Below are 20,618 nucleotides of genomic sequence, written 5' to 3'. Positions count from 1 at the left end.
GGAATCGAGTTCTGCCCCATAGATATCGACACAGATGAAATCCTGCCATGGCGGATTTTCTTCAACCAACTCAAAAATCGCCTGAAAGAACATTTTCAGGTTTCTATTCGCTGCAAGCGACCCGAAATGACCGAAGTGGATAGTATCCCTTTTCAGGTATTGCACCTCAGAAAATGCGGGAGGTTCGGCGCCCGGTCGCAAGACATGGCCTTTACATTTGAAATTATTCCTCTGCTGGGCACATTCCAGGGCCCGGTCGGTAAAATAGATCACTGCATCGGCATGGCGGCAGATTATTCCTTCAAGCCATTTCTTAAAATAATGGTATTGCAATTTCCGAGGTTCCTTATCATAGATGAGCGGATCATGGATCTCGGCAAGCCAGGGCAACCCATATATTTTCTTCAGCAAAAAAGCCGCCAGATGCGTACTTGGCGGACCGGCGGTGGAATACAAAAGGCCCGGTTTATGTTTGCGGACAATCCCACATCCTTTGACTGCGGCGCTTATAAACCAGGACCATTGACTGTCAAAATGAATGATCAGAACCTCAAGGAGGTAAAACGGCAGAAGCACCAGGGTCAGGAGCGATTTGAGAATTTTTTGGGTAATTTTCGTTTTAAATTTCCGGGAAATAATATGCCGCCCTTCAAACAACAGCCCGGAGGGGAATGCCGAAAACACCTGATAATGCGGAAAACGATGGTCCCGTCGCCCGGTTGGAGCACTCAAGACCACAGGGGAAATACCCTTTTCAAGAAAGTACGGGATACGGTCGGTAATCGTCTGGCTTGCGGCGCGTCCGTCCATATTGAAGCAGTGAGCCAGAATAAACCAGCACTTATTTTCAGTGTTTTCCATAGTCACTAAAGTCGATCTGCACAGACTGCTTTTTAATTAATCAAACCAGACATTTATCCAGCTGCAGCAACGACATTGATAAATATCTGCAAATGCAATAGATTATAAGTCTTCTTCAACCATTAAAATAATCCATGGGAATACCATGCACGAACTCGTACTTTTCTGCAAATCATATGACCGGGACATGCTTCGCGCCAGAAGAATGGCGGACAGTGTCATGCGGTTTAATTCCGATAAAATCCCCTTGATCCTGTCTGTCCCGGAAAAGGACCTCAAGGCCTTCCAGAAATGCTTCGCTAACATACCCTGTTCCTTTTATACCGACGAGAGCATTCTTGCCGAATCAGCAAAAAAAAATGGCCCTCTGCCAAAAATCTACCCGCAGCATTTACTCCAGCAACTCATCAAACTGGAATTCTGGCAACTGGGGCTCTGTGAAAATTATCTGTGGATCGACTCCGATTCATACTTTTTGAAAGACTTCGGCAAAAACGAATTTTTCCATGAGAGCGGCACGCCTTATATTTTCCAGAAAGAATACAACCCTGAGGAAGAACTGAAACGAATGGCGTATGTCCCCAGCAAAATCCGTGAGCGGCGGATTCATGATGATGAGACGCTGATTTTGAAATTTCAAAAGTATTTCGGCAACTCAAAACCATTGCTGAAATTTGCAAGCGCTATGCCGATCATGTGGTCGGTTGCGGTTCTTGAATCCTTCAACAATGACCACTTGAAAAATATCGGCAAAAACATCTACGAATTTCTTAACGATTACCCCTGTGAAACCCAGATTTATGGAGAATACCTCCACGCAAGCAAGATTATCCCCATCCACCCGCGGCCATTTCTTTTTAAAACTTTCCTCTATGCAGATGATTTCTATATTTCCCAGATGCAGGGAGAGAGTGAATATTCCATTGCCAAAAACTATCATGGAATATGTATGCAATCCAACTGGGCCCTGATCCGGGAAAAAAAGAAAACCTCTGAGCGGCTGAAGAAACATTTCCATGAATTTCTGCGAGCTCTGGGATTTCTTTCATTCAAGAAATGACGGCGTTCTGGGCAGTGCGATCTATTTGAGGAATTCCAGGTAGAGATCCAGATCTTCCGGTGTGCCCAAACCATGCATCTCCTCAAATTCAATATTATAGATGCCGATCTTTTTCTGATTCCGCACCGCATAATTATAGGTCGGGCAGGTGTAGAATTCGCCGTTGACCCGATCATTTTCGATGATCATGTCGATGGCCGCATCGACAAAATCCCTGCCCTTTGAAAAAAGATAGATGCCAACGGTGGCATAGTCTGAGATCACCACTTTTTCTTTGACTTCAACCACATGGCCCTGCTGGTCAATCTTGGCAAAAGACCATTTAGGGTCCCGGTGTTTGTCAATAAAGGTAAGGATTGAACCGTCAAGTTTTCTCTCCAGGCAGTCATCAATGTACGCGGCTATATCCATGTCGACAATCTGATCGGAATTGGCAATCAACAACGGCTGGTCATTGTTGATATGCTCCCTGGCGTAGAGGACCGTACAGGCCGTGCCTTCGGTGAGTTTGTCAATGGGGATGAACGTTGCATTGTATTGCGCAGAAATCTGTTCAACCAGGGCCTTTTCCTGCTCAAGATGCCCCCGGCGGCAGATAAGATAATAATGCGCCCCAGGATATTTTAAATTCTCAAGAACCCGGACGATCATCGGCACCCCGCCCACTTCAATGAACGGTTTCGGGGTCTTGAAACCGGCCTTGACAAAACGGCTTCCGGCTCCGGCCATGGGGATAACTATATTCATTTTTCTGCTTCTCCCAGATATTTATCGTTATTGGCGCCAGGGATCTTGACAACGGAGGTGACCGTGTCCTCAAGAGCGAAAAAATCCGTCGACTCATTGGGGGCGATGACGATAATATCACCAGCAAGGTACTCGATATCGTTCATCCGGACTTTACCTGAAACAATGGTGGTTATTTCCGTGGCTATTTTATGATAATGGCGATCCTCGTGATCGCCGGCCTGATAGGTTTTGATTGCCGCCTCAACAGCATTGGTCTTGAAAAGTGTGGGCTCAAAATTCCCCACATACCAGCCGTTGGTCATATCGTTCAAGCGGGCTTTTTTCATCAGCAATCCTTTGGGAGCAGCCGGGAAAATTCAGGCTTTTCGAATTTTTTCTTCATATTCTTTGATCTTCTGCGGCGTGTAGAAGGTATGAAATGAATCAATATCTATTGGGTAAATGCCGATTTTCCGGTTGGCCAGAACCATCTCATTCAGACACGGCGCAACATAGAAACTGCCGTTGACCATGGAATCCTTCCTGATCATTTTCATCACCGCATCAACAAAATCAGACCCTTTTCTAAAATAATAACAACCGGCAATGCCGTTCTTGCTGATCGGCCTTTTTTCCGCAGCTTCAACCACATTTCCGGCATTATCAAGGCGTACATAGGACCATCGGGGATGGATGGTTTCAAAGGTCACCACCCCGGCATCGTACTGGTTGTCCTGAAAAAATGAGAGGATGGTGTTGATATCCTCTTCGATTATCTGATCATAGTTCATGATCAACAGCGGCTCGTCATTATTAATGTGGTCAATGGCCATGAGCGCGCTGCATGCCGCCCCCCTGGTTTCCTTGGTCATTTTGATAATAACCCCCTGCCCGTCGGTGAGGAGCTTGAGGACGCTATCGAGATGAAACTTGCTGCAGTCATCTCCCTGTACGAGAAAAATGAATCTTTTATCTCCTGAAATTCTTTCCAGATATTGAATCGCCTTCTGAATGATTGGCGTATTGCCAATCTCAATCAAAGGCTTGGGAAAGGGATATTCCGCCTGGTCAAAATATGGCGTCCCGCCGGCCATGGGCAGCAATATATTTATCATTGTGCACCCTCAATCTCTGCAATGGTCTGGGTTATATTAACATAGTTCACATCCTCAACCGTATCAACTTTCATGACATGGGCGCCGCTGGCATAGGCAGCCTTGAGGCCTTTTTCATTGTCTTCAATGATCAGACATTCCTTTGGTGAAACCCGAAGCCGCTCAATTGCGGTAATATACATTTCAGGATCAGGCTTTCCTTTGACCACGTCCTCGTTTGAAAGAACAAATTCAAAATTATGCATGATATTGGCCTTGGCCAGCATCACCTCCACCGACTGGCGCACCGAGTTGGAACCCACAGCCATGCGGTAGCCGTCATTTTTCAATTTTGCCAGGGCATATTCATGAAAGAAAGTCGGCTTGCATTTGGCATGGACAATTTCCATGGTGTATTGCTGTTTGATATCATTGATGAATTCATGGAGCGGGCGGGGCAATCCCTGCTCGAGGCTGAGCATTTCCAGCTTTTTCCTGGTGGGCAGGCCATCATAGGTAACCAGATGATCGTAACGACTGATCTCCATGCCGAAAAGACCCAGGGCCCGGTTCAGGGCGTCATAGTGCCAGTCCTTGGCTTCGATGAGGACGCCGTCCATATCAAAGACGATTGCTTTAATTTTAGTTGCCATAAAAAAACTCCTTGGCTGTTTCCGGATAATCTGTGCAGAGCATGATATCCCCCCTGCCGGAATCGGCAAGAATATTTTTATAATCCTGCCATTCAACAAGATATTCTCTGCCATGCAGATCAGGGGAAACAATGCATACTTTTTTACCACTTTGGAGATGTGAGGCAAGAAGGTCTCGATCTATCCAGTGGGAGTGGAACTCATCGAGCCAGACACCTTCGGCCCGTTCATAAAACGACGGGATGGTTTCATACTCACTCTGGCGGGTAAAGGCCTTGAGACCATTCTTGAAATATCCCAGGGCATCCGGCACCGACATGTCAAATACGAAATAATTTGATATACCGTAATGCTTAAGTTTCTGTTGCAGTTTTTCCTGGAGGCCATCGGCCTTGATATTCAGGGCAAGATAAAGATCGGTATCAAAGCTCGTGTATATTTCGAACAGATTATCCACTGAAAAGCAGTCTCCTACCGGCGGATCATGGGAAATGACCAGTTCGCCATTCAGGTCCCTGACATCGGTTTCGGTGCCGAAACCAAGGGAAAAAGAACGCTCAAAAGCCACAGCCGTATTCTTTTCAGAGACTTCTTTCCAGTATCCACGATGGGAGAGAATAATCATAAAAACACACCAATTAAAGTAAAAATGAAGCTATAACCGCTTTCAAACCAGACCCAGCCTCGAAATTTTCCCGACCAAGTCGCCATAAGTCAACCCATTGTAATGATAAGGGAAATCCTTGAGTTCATCAATACAATTTTCCGGCCTTGCCACCAGCGATTCATCAACCGAGACAGAATGGAGCATTCCATGCCGTGAGCAAAGATTTTCAACAATTTCTTTAATCTTCTGCCCTCGATGCCGAAATTTTTCTCTTGCTTCAAGCTCCACAGGATAATGAAGAAAAATAACCGGCACCCCGGGAAACACCTTTGCCACTTTTTCAAAAAAGGCCTGATACATTGAAAACAAATCTTCCACCGGCAACAATCCCAATGATTCATACTCCCGGTCAAATTCATCGGAATGGCGGATGTCAGAATAATGCGCGTAAAAACACCATTTCTGCTGCCGATTTCTGAAACACTGATCAGTCAGTTCACTGAATGAATCCATAAACAGGATATCCGGTCTCGGGTAGGAAAAAATATCATATTTTTGGTCAATGAGAAATGGCACGATATCCCGGCGCTCAAGATTCCTCTCAACCCGATCTGGCTTTAATTTCAACCCAGAGCCATCCTCCAACTCCAGCAAATGATCGATGCGTGATTTCTGGTGGTTGATCAGTCCGGCATCCCAGTGAAGCTGATGACACCTCCTTGCCGAGACATGCTACCCGCGCCAATACCCTGGGTCGGTGCCACAGGTATTTACAATAATTCCTCAGTCGCCTTCTCTGAACACGAAAACTCTGCATGGAGGTCATCAGGCCTGGATATTCCCCGTGATTATATATGCCGCGGCTGAAAATCTGCTCTGCCGAGCCGTTGGAAATTGGTTACGCTTTGCCTGTCCAGTTCATTCCGGGGGAAGAATATCCTGCAGATTAAGTTGAAGATGCTTGTCGGTAACCGTTATCTCGCCCAGGTTACTATACAGGTTGAGCCATTCGCGAAAAGACAATTCACGATCGGTACGAATATGATCATAGGCTTGATGCCAGTATTCCATCTTCGAGTATTTCGGCCAGTACAGATCGATATTCTCCCTGTCAATAATTACAAAACTTTCAGCAAAGGCCTTCCAGCTGTCAGCCAGGGTCCACTTGAGATCAAAGCCAATTTTTTGAAGATACTGGGTTGCCAGATAGACTTCACAGATTGCCGCCCGGGCATGATCATACATAGTCCTTTCAGAAACTCCTGAAGGCGGGCGCCGGTCATGGGGACAATCCCAATAATTGAGCATATCGGCGACGGTACCGAAGATAAACATATCGGAGATGCCATACATTCGATACTTGAAGGTGTTGAGGCTTAATCCCAATATCCGTTGTTCCTGCCGGTAATTGCCCGTTGCCGGAAAATTTTGCAGCATATTGATCAGAAAAACATCGACATTGGGCATATAAAACCGTTGGTCGGTGCGACTTTTCAGCACATACTGCAGATCAAGCTCTTTGGCCTTTTTCACCCCTGCCAGGGAAGAGACTATCTGGAAATTAATGTGCGAGGGACCGGGATTTTCCGGGGTTCTGCTCGTTACAACCACTGCCCCCAAGGCTTCTAGATTTTTAAGGATTACCGGATCTTCAGCCTCCCAGGTGGAGATGATGATAACGGTATCAGGGAAATGTTTTCGATACAGTTTCACCGTTTCAAAAGTAAAATCGTCGGTTTTGAGCAATGGCCCCTGCAAGACGATGCCCAATCTTCGGGTGGAGGCATTCTGATCAGACCATGTAGCAATCTCTGAGGATGATTCCGGGCGAAAATGAAAGGTGGCAAATTGCTTATGCCGGGCATGAAACACCTCCGCCATCGCACTAATAAGCGCCTCATTGTCCTCACTCCTGACACCTTTAAGAAATCTCTTAATAATCTTCAGTGAGAGACGGGAGACGGCCCTGTTTTTTTCCTGGATGATTTTCTTAAACATATTCGTTCAGATCTTTTTTGTCCGTTGGCAGCCTGCCGCCCGATATCCTTGATACAACTCTTCCTGAAACCGCTTTATTCCATGGCAACCCAGCTATCCGGAATTGCCGTATCATACCCCCATTGAGCCGGAGCGACGACTATTTTTCCCGGATCGGGATTCAACCATGCGCCCCACCAGCTGAAGGTGCTGTTGGCGATGATATAATGCCGGCACTGCTGCATGAGCCATAAATCCTCATAATTTTTCTCTTCGCTGTTATGGGAGATTATTGTGAAAGGATGCTGGAGCTTCAAGGTATTAAACCAGGCCGGATCGTCCGAAAAACAATAAAAATGAGGATCTTCAACCCGCTCTACGATATATGCAATGGCCTTCTGATAATATTCCACCGGCAGGGCATGGACATAATTCTGTCTCCTTGCATGCAGACAGACGGCATTTTCCCCTTTGATCTTTTGGGCTATCAGCTTATTTTCTTCGTCATGGGGAACGGTTATTGTAAAACTCCGGCGGATGACCTGCTCAATATCGGCAAAATACCGTTCATCCTGCCAATATCCCTGCAGATACAGCTGCCCAGAGACACGCAAATCCAGCAATCTGGATTCAAAAGCCTCCTGCTGCTCAATATAAGTCTTCATCCGGTACGGCAGGAAGCGGTTGATTTTTCTGGCATGATACCGCCGCTTTTCACCATTATCGGCAACAAAGGATTCTCGGGGGTCGGCAATTTCTTCATGGACATCAAAATGGCGCAGGCAATAATCACGGTTAAACGGATCATCCTCAAAGCCTGAATGAATATCGAGTTTCAGCGGTATATTATTTTTCAAGGCAAGCCGTTTGGCGGCAGCATACATGAAGAGCTGATTCCCCAGCCCCCCGTAAACTCTGGCAATTAATTTGCCTTTTTTGTTTTGAAAGAAATTCATCATATTTTTTTGTGACTCTTAAGTATTCGCAGCTTTTTCATGAAATTCTTGCGGCCACTTGCGCCCGGCCCGAATTTCGAAGCGATCAGGCCCGAAGGGTGCGTGACAGGAAGTCACGCATCGACGAACCCGCAGGAAGCGGGATTTCGTCGGCCAGCGAAGAAGTTCGGAAAAGCCGAAGCATATGAGCCGAAAGGATTCATAAAACAGCACAGTTATTTCACTCATTCTGAAAATAGTATAGGGCCATGTATTATTTTGAGGTCTTATGAAGGGCAACAACCCGGCTCAGGTCATCGATCAATTTTTCTTCTTTGTACTCCCAGTCCGCAGCCCCTGATTCCAGGTTTTCTTCATTATATATTGAAATACAGGTGCTGCCTGCCGATACACCGATACTGTTAAAATTACGGGCCCAGAGATGATATTCATTGGTGCTTGTCCGTTCTCCGGGCACCAGTTGAATAATCAGAGAATTTTTGCAGAACAGTGCGTAGCGAAAAGGTTGTCCATGGGGACCGATGATCACCGGCGCCTGTTGTAATAACCCAAGTTGTTCTTCAAGGGACAAACCGGACATGGTGATCCGTTTCATCCCCGGAAAAAATTCCGCAGCAATTCCAAAGACTGCATCTTCGTTGATCAGCCTGCGGGTCGCGGCATCCTGCCTGCTTAAAAATATCGGCGCCCCGGTTTTCTGCTCCCTTTGCTCCGGAGCAAATAATTCTCGAATTTGTTCGTAATACCTGTCCTGGCAGATAACCTCTCTGCCGCCTTCACTCAATAATGGGATATAAAAGGCCTTCTTGCAGAATACGGCGCCCTGACTTCCTTCGATGACATCTGACGCAGGAATACCGATCTTTTCAAGATACCCGAGCTGCCAGGATCGATGCCCCGGAGTGACGAGAATTTTGCAGCCCTTTTGTTGTTTAAGAAAATCCAGACATGCAACCAGGCGGGGCAGATGCTCCATGAGGAAATGGGCCCGGTTCCCCGGTGCCCTGCCGGCCAGGATGAAAACCGGATCATCGACTCTCTCGGCCAACAAACTCACCGGCCGCCTGATTTTTTTAGGAGACACTCCCTCCAATGAGGGACAGAGGTTCAAGATGGTGTTTGCATCAAAAAAGACATGACCTTCGGAACCGGTTACCCAGACGTTCTCAAGGGTATGAACAAACCGCTCCGGATGGCTGAAATCCACAGTACTGGAATCACCATAAAATTCTTCCTCGAAATGATTGCGATGGGTTGACCTGCCGGCGGTCAGGATAAGTGTGCTGTCTACAATCTGGGGATGGTTTTGGACAAAAATCAACGGCACGCCTAATGCCGTCTTTGTGGATGCATTGGCATCATGGATAAACTTTGCTATTTTGCTTAAAACTTTCATTGGCAACTATCAGATTTCCCCGGAGAGAACAAAAAAAATCAACCAATCACCTCAAATCTCCCCAGACAATAATGCAATTGCCGGAATGGGTCAGAGGAACTTCATCAAGAATCCGTGATCCGGGAATCATCGCCAGCAATTCATCCTTTTTGTACGATAAATAATCGGGCGGATTAATATCGTTATAGGTGATATAGCCGCGGACAGCCTGGAGTATTACTTTTTCAAGGTACGCGTCCTGAATCGATCTTCTCAGCTCAGTAAAGGCGTAATTGCTGATCAGCAGATCATACTGTCTCGTCTCGACAATATCCGGAGGTTGGAATGTGCAGGTTGATGCGCAATCAAAATTGTTCAAATATTTTTCTGCAAGCATCAATGCCGGTGCAATATCCACCAGGCAATAAAGCGAAGGTGAAAAAAAGCTGCTGATCACCCGGCACTGGCCGCCGTATCCGACGCCGATCTCACAAATACTCATATCATCAAGGCTGCCGAAAAGTGACTTGAGATCCGCAAGAACCTTGATATAGCGCAAGGTGGTGGGTGAAAAAACACCAATATCAGGATAAGAAAAAGTCCGAGGGTTGCCGTAATTATCGTTCTCCCGGAACACCTCTATTCTGCTGAAAACATCTTCATCGGATTTAACCAGATCAAGATATTCAGCCCCCTGTTCCTCGGTCATATGCTCAAGGATCTCATTATAAACAGGATTACGACGGAAATTGGCAAATTGACCTTCATCGGTGCCTGCCAGACGGCAGAAATCATTATAGGCCGTACTGTCTGAAAGGCTGCTGGACTTCTGGCGTTTTGCCCCGACTTTCTGCAACATTTTTTTCAAAAATTTTCTCATTATAGCTCCTGAGCTTCTTCCTTGGGGATAATCCCAAGTTCCAGCAAGGCCGGTCGGTGTTCTGCAAGGAAATCAGGATTCAAGCTGTTTCTGCAGACCACAACATTATCAGAAAAAACATCCGTCCTCAAAATATCGTTCGTTACATCTTCAAACATATATTCAAAAAGCTCCTTCACGATATTCTCATCAAATACATGAAAATGAATGAATGGGTATTTCACCGGATAACTTTTATGAAAATCCCGCTGCCAGCCGTCCTTGACAACGGCCGACTGGATGTAATCTTCATTATGTGTCTGATCATCAACGTCAGTCATATTTGTAAAATCAGAAATCAGATGTTCCAACTTGGTCGTTTTACGGTACCGGTCATAGGTATATTTATAATGAGGAATGGCATGATACTGGTAGCCATCCTTTTGAGTGATATAATAAAAATTCAAAAGAAGAAAAATCGGATTCGGAGAATGTTCGATCATATTTGAAGAAATCGAGCATTCATAACGGTCCTCAAGGAAGGGCTTCTCCTGCACTGCGTTATGCAGGTCGAGGATTATGGTTTTCCGGTCTCGCGATCTGACGCTGCCATGACGCCAAAAGGCCAATTCCTGCTGCGGATATTTCCTGAGTATTCTGAAGACCTTTCGTATATTCGACAGGGATCCGAATTTCAAAACATTGCCGAAACCACCGTCAAGAATATTGATATCCTCAACCCGGCAGTTTGCGTAATTGACCAGTTGTCCAACCGAGCCGCCGGCCCGGGCAACGCGACCTCGGATCTTCCTGTCTACTTTACCCTCGATATCAGTTTTAAGCAGTAACGGCATGATCCCTTCTTGATCCTCTTCCCTTATTTTTCCTGAAAATAATTTGTAACAATATAATCTTCAATAATTTCGTACTGTCTGCATAATTCCAGATTTTCCTGCATGGCTTCAAGACGGGAATTATAATCTTCGCGGGATAAATTTTTAATAATCTTCTTGATATTGGTCCATCGACTTACCCGGATTATCCCCTGCTCATTAAAATATTTATCGATATTGGTGCATCCCAGATATATGGGGACAGTGCCCACCGCAAAGCAGTTCATCAGCTTTTCAGTGAAGTAATTGTCAATGGAATTATTTTCAATGATGATTGAATACATATAATCATCCAGAGTCTGATTAATATGCACCCACTTATCAAAACCGTAGACATCGGCAATCCCCTGTTTTTCAAGTTTTCTGGCAAGGTTATAACGGTATCGGTGCAGTCGGCAGGACCGCTTTTTTGACGAGATAATTGAAACCATTTTACTTTTCTGTTTGATTCCAAAACTGCCGCCGCCATATTCCTCACCGATCCAGATCCCTCCGGCTGGCGCGAACTTGAAAACTTCAGGATTCATTCGCAATAATTTCGGATCATAGGTGAAAATCTGCTGAAATTGATCCATTACCTTCGGGGCTCTCTTAAAAACCTTGCCGATCAGGGCCTTTGACTCATAAAGCAGGCCATACGAAATTTCCTTCGGGGTATTGCATGCAAATATCTGTTCATTGGTATAAAAGGTCGGACGACTTTTATCCGAGCAGGACCGGTCCCAATTGACATACTGCGACTCCTTATTGGAAACAGTACATTTCACATGGGCAAAGCTGGTGTCTTTCAGATTAAATGTGATTTTCTGTGATGTCATCTTTCCCTGCCATCCATATTAAAACAATGAACCTGGATGAGCCAGTTTCTTTGTATATCCTGCTCTGGAGATATTGTTGTGAATATGAATCTTTGATGGATTCACTAAAAAGACAATAAGGAGATTTTTGTTGTTTATAAAAAAATTTGCCCAGGAGCCAGTCGGATAATTACCTGATTCAATCATTGCAGCTTATGCAAACGTTCATACACCCCTTTTTTCTCAAGAAGTTGCTCATGGCTGCCTTGTTCGACGATGCGTCCGCCCTGAATAACCAGAATACGATCAGCCTTCTTAATTGTTGAGAGACGATGGGCAATAACAAAGGTCGTCCTGTTTTTCATAAGATTATCCAGGGCCTTCTGCACTTCACGCTCGGCTTCGGTATCCAGCGCCGAAGTCGCTTCATCAAGAATAAGAATGGGAGCGTTTTTCAGCAGCGCCCTGGCAATGGAAAGCCGTTGGCGTTGTCCTCCGGACAACCTTGAACCAGATTCACCGATGATGGTTTCGAATCCTTCGGGAAGCTGCTTGATAAAATCAAGGGCATAGGCTGACTCGGCGGCGGCGATTACTTGATCCTCTGTGCACTCCATATCTCCGTAGGCAATATTCTTGTAGACCGTATCATTAAAAAGAATTGTCTCCTGGGAGACAATGGCAATTTTACTCCGCAAAGACTGGAGGGTTATGGAACGGATATCCTGACCATTAACCAGGATAGAGCCTTTCCCCAGATCATAAAATCTCGGCACCAGATTGACCAGGGTGGTTTTGCCGCCGCCGCTTATCCCGACAATGGCGACAATTTCACCACATTTTACGGTCAGGTTGATCTCCTCTAAGACATTTTCATGTTCATCATAATTGAAACTGACATCCCGGAATTCAATCTGCTTAACAGAGTCAGGCATCAGGGCAGTCCCGCTGGACATTTCTCTTTCACCCGGCATATCCAGCACGGCAAACACTCTCTCAGCTGCAGCAGCCCCCTGCTGAATAGCATTGTTCATCCCACTCAGATTTTTAATCGGTTCATAGAGCATCACAAGCGCCGCCAGAAAAGAAAAAAAGGTTCCTGGAGTAGAAGCGCCCTTAAGGACCTGTCCGCCTCCGTACCACATGATAAGGGCAATTCCCAAACCACCGAAGACTTCCATCAATGGTCTGGCAAAACTGCGCATCTTCGCATCTTTCAGGGTAAAATAAATGACTTCATCGAGTTTAACAGCAAAACGATCGACCTCATATTTTTCTTTAGTAAACGCTTTGACGATTCGACTGCCCACAAGAGTTTCATTCAGGATTGAATACGCCATGGCAATAGCCTCCTGCATCTTAATACTATATCTTCGGTAACTCTTGCCAAACATGGTGATGGAATAAAAGGTCAACGGCAGAAAGATAAAAGAAAGAAGGGACAGCTTCCAGTCCTGATAGAGAACATAGCCCAGCAAACCGATAACCCGGAAAAAATCACGAAGAATTGTTACAAGGGTTGAAGATACCGCATTTTGTAACAATCCAACATCATTCATAATGCGGGAAACTAACTCCCCGGTAGAATTTTTATGAAAGAAAGGAAGGGGTTGCCACATGACATGTTCAAAGAGCTTAACCCTGAGATTCTTGATGATGGTAAAGCCGACCTCCTCCATCATGTAGGAATAAATAAACTGAAAAATCCCCTTGACGATAAAGAGCAGAACCAGAGCAAGGGGCAAAATCTTTAACATGGAGGCATCCTGCTCAACAAAAATCTTATCAAGCAAGGGTTTTATTATATAAGCCTGGGTGGTGCTCAAGCCGGCAAAAATCACCATACAGATCATGGTAATTCCCAGTTTAAACCAATATGGCTTTACAAGTTCCAGTATTCTATGAAATAATTTTTTATCCGAGTCATTCACAATTCGCACCCAATATTTTTAAAAAAGCCGAAACCGATCATATACTTCATCATTCAAGGATAAACGGCCTGCATTTGCCAAACTGATCATAAAGAACACGGCAACTCTCATTTTATTGCTTCATTTTCTTCTCTGTTCAATCTGTCCAATATTGTCCCCATCGACAATATCAAAAAAAAGACACCTGTCGGCACATACGCATAGGCTGGTTCAAACAAACCAGTAAACAGAAAAGAGACAAAACCACCCAATACGGCTCTGGCATAATTTTTAACAAACCAACTCTTCCCCTCCCGGACAAGATGAATACATATTTTCAAAAAAATGACAATAATGCCGAGGTATAAGGCAAGACCAACAATACCTGTTTTAACCGCGATATTTATCGGCCCATTATGAGGTTCTTTATAAAGCGCGGTTTTTGGCCTATACCTTTCCGGAAGCCTGTTGGAATAGCCGTCTACATCTATTTTTGAATAATAAATGCCATGACCGTAACCAATTCCAGTGATTGGATAATCCTTGACGACTTCGATAGCTGTCAAGGTCATGGCCAGCCGTATATCCGGGGGTGAATCATACATTGCATAAAACCGGTTTTTAACCGGACTATACATTACCGCAACTGCAACAATTATCAGAAAAAACAAAAAAACTTTCTTGCGGTTTGCAAAGACTATTGCCAATCCGACTATCAAAGCGCCAAATGTTGCACGTGACTGCGTAGAAAAAATCAACAGAAATAATGGAATAAAACAAAACGAAGCTAAAACGCGACTTCTAATTGCCCTGCTTCTATCAAAGACAACTATACCAATCAATGTGATTGCAAATACCACAAAGAATCCGATCCAGTTTACCGGCACTGCGGGAAGACCGGTGCTAAGCTTCGTTATAAATCTTTGCCCTTGCCCCTTAAAATAAAAACTCCAGATCTGCCAGATTGAAAAAATGGTGGAAGATGCAATAAAAACCCAGGCAAGAACAACAAACTTCTTTCGTGAATTGAAAAAATTCACAATCAAAAAATACAAAACCACATATTCCAACCAGAAAGCCCGAAAATCATGGATTGTATTCCCTCTATCCAGAGACCAGATAACACTCAATCCGGCCCAGAGGGTGAACAAGAGAAGGGGCAATGACAGAGGCGACTTCCAGTGCAATGTCATCCGGCGCTTAAAAAGCAACCAGGCGGTTATCATCACAGCCCCGTAAAAACAGCCTTCCTTCGTGGTATTATTATGGGGGAATGGATTAACAAATATAAAAATTCCCAACATTATCGAAACAATGAGAGGAAGACTGATTTTATCTCGAATATCTTGCCACACCATCAGAGTTCCTTTAACACCTGGACCATAAAACCATTTCGCTAATCCGCATTAAAGGGGTTTCAGGTGATTCTTCACAGGGAAGGGGTGTTGTTCTTTTCAGACGCCTCAGACCTGTACTACTTTTCCAATCTGCTTGCAAGATATCCCACAGCAAAACCTTCGAAACGGAGACAACCCGGGGGCCAAACGCCCTGCCATTCTCAGCCATATTGTTGCGCAGTCCACTCCCGGTAGCTGCCGTCCATAACCGAACGCCACCAGGCTTCGTTGTCAAGATACCACTCGATTGTCTTCCTGATCCCTGTTTCAAAGGACTCCAGAGGCTCGTAGCCGAGTTGCTCCCTGGCTTTTGATGCATCAATTGCATACCGCCGGTCATGGCCGGGTCGATCCTTTACATACCGGACCAATGAGTCCGATGGCAGGCCGTTGGACGCAGGTGACAGAGGAAACCTTCCAGCCAGTGATTCCTCATGGGAAAAACAATCGTCGGTAATTGCGCAGATAGCACGCACAACATCAATATTCGTCCATTCATTATTGCCGCCGATATTATATACTTCGCCCACATCTCCCTTCGTGAGAATCAAGTCGATACCCAGGCAATGATCATCAACATGCAGCCAGTCGCGGACATTGAGCCCATCGCCGTAAATCGGCAAAGGCTTTCCTTCAAGAATATGGATAAGGATCAACGGAATGAGTTTTTCCGGAAATTGACAGGGGCCGTAGTTGTTGGAACAATTACTGGTAGTAACCTGGAGCCCATAGGTATGGTGGTATGCACGCACCAGATGGTCGGATGATGCCTTGCTCGCCGAGTACGGCGAACTCGGAGCATATGGCGTTTCCTCGGTAAACGGCGAATCATCGGGCTTAAGCGATCCGTACACCTCATCGGTTGAAACATGGTGAAATCTATGACGCGGCACGCCTCCTTCACCATCAAGCCATACAGATTTTGCGGCCTTTAACAGGGCATGGGTGCCTACCACATTGGTGGTTATAAAAGGGTCGGGGCCTGAAATCGATCGGTCAACATGGGATTCAGCGGCAAAATTGACAATGGTATCAATCTGTTCCTTGCCAAGCAGGTCTTCAACCAGGGCCTGGTCGCCGATGTCTCCATGCACAAAACTGTACTGTGAATTTCCTTCTGCCGCCGCAAGACTTGCAAGGTTTCCGGCATAGGTCAGTGCATCGAGCACAACTACCCGGTCTTCCGGATAGTTTGCCAGCCAGTAATGAACAAAATTGGCGCCGATGAAACCTGCGCCTCCTGTGACTAATAATTTATGCATATTATAACTATTTTAAATCCCTGAGCATTTTCCGTAAATTCTCACGCCAGTGAGGTGCCGCAGCCCCGAGTTCTTTCCATAAGCTCGATTTATCAAGCACACTGTATGCCGGCCGTGGCGCCGCTGTGGGATAGTCCTTTGTGGTGATTGGATTTATCGGCACCGCTTTCTCAAGGAGACCGATATTCAGCGCCTCTTCCTGGATTGCCACGGCAAAATCATACCAGCTGGCAACCCCTGCATCGGTCCAATGATAAATCCCGGTTATATTCTTTTGCGCTATCTTCCAGAGGGCTTCAGCAAGACCACCAGCCCAGGTCGGTGTGCCGATCTGATCACAGACAACATCCACATGATCCCTTTCCTTCATGAGCCTGAGCATGGTCTTGACAAAATTATTGCCAAAGGCGGAGTAAACCCATGCGGTACGGATTATAACACACTTATCACCCAGCGCATTAAGCACATTCTGCTCACCCTCATGCTTGCTTTCCCCGTAGACTCCGCTTGGGTTAGGCGTATCTTTAGAACGATAGGGAGATGATTGTTTTCCGTCAAAAACAAAATCAGTGGAAATATGCAACAACCGTATCCCTTGATCAAGGGCTATATTGGCAAGGTTTGCAGGACCGTCGGCATTTATAGCGTATGCAGTATCCGATTCATCCTCCGCCTTATCAACCGCGGTGTAAGCCGCAGCATTAATAATTACCTGCGGCTTAAAACTTGTAATCGTATGTCGCACCATCATCGCATCACTGATATCGAGTTCCTCGCGTTTCAATGGAATAATCTCGACGGAATCAGGAACGGACCGTTGCAACTCCCGGCCTAATTGCCCTTGGGCGCCGGTGATTAAAATTTTCATAAATACACTTCCGCATCTTGTAAGTTCGTGGCTGATGCGTCCTTTTCAGACAGGGTCGGAGTTCGTCCGTCAATCAACGGCCAGGGGATAGCAAGATCCTTATCGTCCCAGCGGACAGTCCTTTCATGCTCCGGGGCATAATAATCCGTGCATTTATAAAGAAATTCCGCTGATTCACTTAACACATAAAATCCGTGAGCAAAGCCTGGTGGCACCCACATCATGGTTTTATTTGCAGCGGTAAGCGTTTTTCCCACCCATTTACCGAATGTGGGAGAACTTTTGCGCAGATCAACCGCCACATCAAACACCTCGCCACTGATAACTCTTATTAATTTACCTTGAGAGTGTTTGATCTGATAATGAAGGCCCCGCAAGGTGCCTTGGATTGACATACTGTGATTATCCTGAACAATTTCCGCACGGATGCCGGCCTCGGCAAACTTTTTTTCCTGCCAGGTCTCCATAAAAAATCCGCGCTGGTCGCCAAATACCTGCGGCTCGATGAGGATGACATCAGGGATCTTCGTTGGAGTAAATTTCATGGACGTCTTTCATCGGCAAGAATGTTGAGCAGATATTCCCCGTAGCCGCTGTTTTTCAGGGGTTCTGCAAGTTTTTCAAGCTGCTCCCTGCTGATAAATTTCATCCGAAAGGCAATCTCCTCAACACAGGCGATTTTCAGGCCCTGACGGTCTTCCATGACCTTGATAAAATTTGCCGCGTCAAGCAACGAATTATGGGTGCCGGTATCAAGCCAGGCCGTGCCGCGTCCAAGAATCTCAACCCGCAGATTATCACGTCTGAGATACTCGCGGTTGACGTCAGTTATCTCTAATTCACCACGTACAGACGGGGTGATTTTTTCGGCAATGGAGACCACATCGTTATCGTAGAAATAAAGCCCGGTGATCGCATAATTTGATTTGGGGTTTTGCGGCTTTTCCTCAAGATCAGTTGCCTGGCCCTTTTCATCAAAAGTCACAACCCCGTATCTTCTGGGGTCCCGCACGTAATATCCGAAAACGATTGCGCCTTTTTCAAGTTGGGAGCATTTCTGCAGACTCCTGGAAAAACCCTGGGCATAGAAAATATTATCCCCAAGGGTAAGACAGACTGATGAGTTGCCGATAAATTCTTTGCCGATTATAAAGGCCTGGGCCAGGCCTTCGGGTTTCGGCTGCGCAGCATATTGAATGGATATTCCCCAACTGCTGCCGTCTTCAAGAAGTTCCATGAACTGCCCCTGATCTTCCGGGGTGGTGATGACAAGTATATCCCTGATCCCGGCAAGCATAAGCGTAGAGAGCGGATAATAAATCATCGGCTTGTCGTACACCGGCATCAACTGCTTGCTCACCGATCTGGTCAACGGGTAGAGGCGGGTTCCTGAACCACCCGCAAGGATTATTCCCTTCATGGTCTTCCCTGTATTTCGATTATGCTTTTATCGTCTGATTAATAGTCCTTCCAACATACTCCCAGAACCGGAAAGTCGCAAGACAGGAGTGCATGAAAAAAGGCGATCAGGGATTATCCCAATTGCCTTTGAGTGTAGGATATTTTGTGCAATAATGGCCGGCTGATAATGCCATAATTGTTTGATGGCAACCTTACTTAACTAATCCAGCCTTTCATCCAAAAACGGGCTTGCGTCAGCTTTGTATATCGTACCATCTTGCCCCTGATAATGAATTTGCAAAGAAAGTTTCTGTTCTAGCTCTTTTTTATCTGGAAGATACCAGCGCCATTCAATAAAATTCAAAATAACCAGAATCCCAGACTCATTATTAATTTTTTTCCACATGCGTTTCAACTCATCTTCAAAATGCTCATTAGCCTGGCGTGTGGTCGGTGAAACTTTTAATGGAATCATTTTGATTTCCCTTCCGGTTAAAAAAAACATAGCGTCAGGGCCGTTAGAATAGATGAGAGTTCCTGAAGGTAAAGACTTAATCATCTTTATTACTATTAATTCTTTTATATCCTTACGGGCGTAGCCTCTACCTTCCGCATGAATTTCTGAAAGGAAAACTGTAGTAGTTAAAAACTGCATCATCACAAAACCTGATAAAAAAACATAAAACAAAATGGCAATTCTTTGGGGGGATTCTCGAATCAAACTCAAAATGCAATTAAGTGTGCCCAGAAAGCCAATTAAAAGCAAAGGAGAAAGGATACGATCATCAAACGGTGTATGGGCATCAAAAAAAGTGCTGTTAATGAACAACATAAGTATATAGCTAAAAGAAAATATCAGTGCGATAATAGGAAGATATGAAAACGAAGGATTTTGTTTTGTTGAAAAATTTCTAGTCTGCTTTCTGAATAAAAAAATAACACTTATTATGACTACAACAATAATTAACAAGACAAAACACAACTTAATAGAAAATAATGTATCGGGCGGGAGATAGAACCATGCCGCAAGCGTAGAAACAGCATCGGTAACGTACTTTGCATCTATGGGGTGAAAACTGAATCCCCTATTTACCACTGATCCGGCTAACAGATAATTTTTAAACACCCAAAGTGAGATAGGCAACACACTAAGAACACTAAAAATAAGAACGCCAAACACCTTTTGTTTGGTTTGTTGTCTCGACAAAAAAATGATCGCAACGCAACCAGCAGCAACATTTGCAACTCCTGCATACCTTGTCAAAACTGCCAATGCTGTCAGAATAGCAGCCCCAGCTAAAGTTTTCTTCTTGAAACTCTTTAAATAGTTCGACAACAAATATAAACCAGCCACACTCAATAGCAAAAAAAGTGGCTCTGACCATGCCATTGAATGAACATTAAGCATAGTAGGAGAAGTCAATATCACTATTGAGGCTAAACATGCGGCAATCAATGAGTTTCCTGATTCTCTGAACATAATGTATCCAGCAAAGGCAATATTCACACAGAAGAGCAATGCGTGCAAGATTGCGGCACCATCCAAAATGTTATTAAAAAAAATGCCAGATACAGCAAGAAGCATTGGGTAGAATGGAGGGAAATGGCCGTTTCCTGAAAAGCTGGCAAATCCTTTTCCTTGCAGGAGGTTTCGAGCCGAATCAACATAACTCATTGAATCAACAGATAAACCGAGACCATTATTAGTGGCAAGACTCATGATAATAAAACCGAACAATGAAAAAACAGAAATGATAAATACACACAAAACAGTGGGTGGAATTTGATAAGAAGTAATATTTAACCGGGCTTTAATTGATTTCATCCAATTTCACCATAATCCAAGTGCAGCAGGGAACTACCAACAACACTTTGTTAATGTAATCATCTGGGACAGCTCATAACTGTGACTGCCAAAG

General features: G+C 45.0%; 22 protein-coding genes. 2 read left to right on the top strand and 20 right to left on the bottom strand.

From position 1 onward, the window contains the following. Nucleotides 1-867, bottom strand: an 867-nt coding sequence (locus KKE17_01540) for a hypothetical protein (protein MBU1708664.1), incomplete at its 3' end; no start/stop codon positions are given. 139 nt (nucleotides 868-1,006) lie between these two features. Between KKE17_01540 and KKE17_01535 the strand changes: the two genes are divergently transcribed. After that, complete coding sequence (locus tag KKE17_01535) at nucleotides 1,007-1,921, top strand: hypothetical protein (protein MBU1708663.1); 915 nt, start codon at nucleotides 1,007-1,009, stop codon at nucleotides 1,919-1,921. Between the two features lie 21 nt (nucleotides 1,922-1,942). Here KKE17_01535 and KKE17_01530 read toward each other — a convergent pair whose 3' ends face one another. The 14 genes from KKE17_01530 to KKE17_01465 form a co-directional block, all read right to left on the bottom strand. After that, nucleotides 1,943-2,668, bottom strand: coding sequence for a glycosyltransferase family 2 protein (locus KKE17_01530; protein ID MBU1708662.1), 726 nt, complete (start codon nucleotides 2,666-2,668; stop codon nucleotides 1,943-1,945). After that, nucleotides 2,665-2,997 (bottom strand): hypothetical protein, encoded by a 333-nt coding sequence (locus KKE17_01525; protein MBU1708661.1) that lies wholly within the window; start codon nucleotides 2,995-2,997, stop codon nucleotides 2,665-2,667. Before KKE17_01525 ends, KKE17_01530 begins: the two co-directional genes overlap by 4 nt. A 30-nt stretch (nucleotides 2,998-3,027) precedes the next feature. After that, nucleotides 3,028-3,765 carry a glycosyltransferase family 2 protein gene (locus KKE17_01520; GenBank protein ID MBU1708660.1) on the bottom strand — a complete coding sequence of 246 codons (738 nt, stop codon included), beginning with the start codon at nucleotides 3,763-3,765 and terminating at the stop codon, nucleotides 3,028-3,030. Continuing rightward, nucleotides 3,762-4,397 (bottom strand): HAD family phosphatase, encoded by a 636-nt coding sequence (locus tag KKE17_01515; protein ID MBU1708659.1) that lies wholly within the window; start codon nucleotides 4,395-4,397, stop codon nucleotides 3,762-3,764. The genes KKE17_01520 and KKE17_01515 overlap by 4 nt, the downstream gene beginning before the upstream one ends. Next, the gene (locus KKE17_01510) at nucleotides 4,387-5,022 is read right to left on the bottom strand and encodes a hypothetical protein (protein MBU1708658.1); all 636 of its coding nucleotides are present in this window, start codon (nucleotides 5,020-5,022) and stop codon (nucleotides 4,387-4,389) included. Before KKE17_01510 ends, KKE17_01515 begins: the two co-directional genes overlap by 11 nt. A gap of 42 nt (nucleotides 5,023-5,064) precedes the next feature. Beyond that, nucleotides 5,065-5,631, bottom strand: coding sequence for a hypothetical protein (locus KKE17_01505; GenBank protein MBU1708657.1), 567 nt, complete (start codon nucleotides 5,629-5,631; stop codon nucleotides 5,065-5,067). Between the two features lie 291 nt (nucleotides 5,632-5,922). Further along, nucleotides 5,923-7,002, bottom strand: coding sequence for a WavE lipopolysaccharide synthesis family protein (locus KKE17_01500; protein ID MBU1708656.1), 1,080 nt, complete (start codon nucleotides 7,000-7,002; stop codon nucleotides 5,923-5,925). 74 nt (nucleotides 7,003-7,076) lie between these two features. Further along, nucleotides 7,077-7,940 (bottom strand): alpha-1,2-fucosyltransferase, encoded by an 864-nt coding sequence (locus KKE17_01495; protein ID MBU1708655.1) that lies wholly within the window; start codon nucleotides 7,938-7,940, stop codon nucleotides 7,077-7,079. Between the two features lie 250 nt (nucleotides 7,941-8,190). Further along, complete coding sequence (locus KKE17_01490; GenBank protein ID MBU1708654.1) at nucleotides 8,191-9,333, bottom strand: glycosyltransferase family 61 protein; 1,143 nt, start codon at nucleotides 9,331-9,333, stop codon at nucleotides 8,191-8,193. A 46-nt stretch (nucleotides 9,334-9,379) separates the two neighbouring features. Further along, nucleotides 9,380-10,192: a putative sugar O-methyltransferase gene (locus KKE17_01485; protein MBU1708653.1), complete on the bottom strand. Its 813-nt coding sequence runs from the start codon at nucleotides 10,190-10,192 to the stop codon at nucleotides 9,380-9,382. Next, entirely contained in the window at nucleotides 10,192-11,025 is an 834-nt protein-coding gene (locus KKE17_01480; protein ID MBU1708652.1) for a hypothetical protein, read from the bottom strand. Before KKE17_01480 ends, KKE17_01485 begins: the two co-directional genes overlap by 1 nt. Nucleotides 11,026-11,048: 23 nt before the next feature. Continuing rightward, nucleotides 11,049-11,882 carry a hypothetical protein gene (locus KKE17_01475; protein ID MBU1708651.1) on the bottom strand — a complete coding sequence of 278 codons (834 nt, stop codon included), beginning with the start codon at nucleotides 11,880-11,882 and terminating at the stop codon, nucleotides 11,049-11,051. 182 nt (nucleotides 11,883-12,064) lie between these two features. Beyond that, nucleotides 12,065-13,756, bottom strand: a complete 1,692-nt coding sequence (msbA, locus tag KKE17_01470; GenBank protein MBU1708650.1) for a lipid A export permease/ATP-binding protein MsbA — start codon at nucleotides 13,754-13,756, stop codon at nucleotides 12,065-12,067. 143 nt (nucleotides 13,757-13,899) lie between these two features. Continuing rightward, nucleotides 13,900-14,631: an O-antigen ligase family protein gene (locus KKE17_01465; GenBank protein MBU1708649.1), complete on the bottom strand. Its 732-nt coding sequence runs from the start codon at nucleotides 14,629-14,631 to the stop codon at nucleotides 13,900-13,902. Nucleotides 14,632-14,743: 112 nt separating this feature from the next. On the opposite strand from KKE17_01465, the gene KKE17_01460 reads away from it, so the two are divergent. After that, nucleotides 14,744-15,010: a hypothetical protein gene (locus tag KKE17_01460; GenBank protein MBU1708648.1), complete on the top strand. Its 267-nt coding sequence runs from the start codon at nucleotides 14,744-14,746 to the stop codon at nucleotides 15,008-15,010. A 319-nt stretch (nucleotides 15,011-15,329) separates the two neighbouring features. Here the strand turns inward: KKE17_01460 and rfbB are convergent, their stop codons facing one another. The 5 genes from rfbB to KKE17_01435 form a co-directional block, all read right to left on the bottom strand. After that, nucleotides 15,330-16,430, bottom strand: coding sequence for a dTDP-glucose 4,6-dehydratase (rfbB, locus tag KKE17_01455; GenBank protein MBU1708647.1), 1,101 nt, complete (start codon nucleotides 16,428-16,430; stop codon nucleotides 15,330-15,332). A gap of 7 nt (nucleotides 16,431-16,437) precedes the next feature. Beyond that, entirely contained in the window at nucleotides 16,438-17,298 is an 861-nt protein-coding gene (gene rfbD, locus KKE17_01450) for a dTDP-4-dehydrorhamnose reductase (protein MBU1708646.1), read from the bottom strand. Next, on the bottom strand, nucleotides 17,295-17,843 hold the full coding sequence (rfbC, locus tag KKE17_01445) for a dTDP-4-dehydrorhamnose 3,5-epimerase (GenBank protein ID MBU1708645.1): 549 nt from the start codon (nucleotides 17,841-17,843) through the stop codon (nucleotides 17,295-17,297). The genes rfbD and rfbC overlap by 4 nt, the downstream gene beginning before the upstream one ends. Next, on the bottom strand, nucleotides 17,840-18,718 hold the full coding sequence (gene rfbA, locus KKE17_01440; GenBank protein MBU1708644.1) for a glucose-1-phosphate thymidylyltransferase RfbA: 879 nt from the start codon (nucleotides 18,716-18,718) through the stop codon (nucleotides 17,840-17,842). The genes rfbC and rfbA overlap by 4 nt, the downstream gene beginning before the upstream one ends. Before the next feature lie 201 nt (nucleotides 18,719-18,919). Then, nucleotides 18,920-20,524: a glycosyltransferase family 39 protein gene (locus KKE17_01435; GenBank protein MBU1708643.1), complete on the bottom strand. Its 1,605-nt coding sequence runs from the start codon at nucleotides 20,522-20,524 to the stop codon at nucleotides 18,920-18,922. Between the last annotated feature and the right edge of the window lie 94 nt (nucleotides 20,525-20,618).

It is taken from the genome of Pseudomonadota bacterium, from assembly GCA_018823135.1.
Classification (GTDB): domain Bacteria; phylum Desulfobacterota; class Desulfobulbia; order Desulfobulbales; family CALZHT01; genus JAHJJF01.
This window is presented reverse-complemented; position numbering and strand designations above follow the sequence as displayed.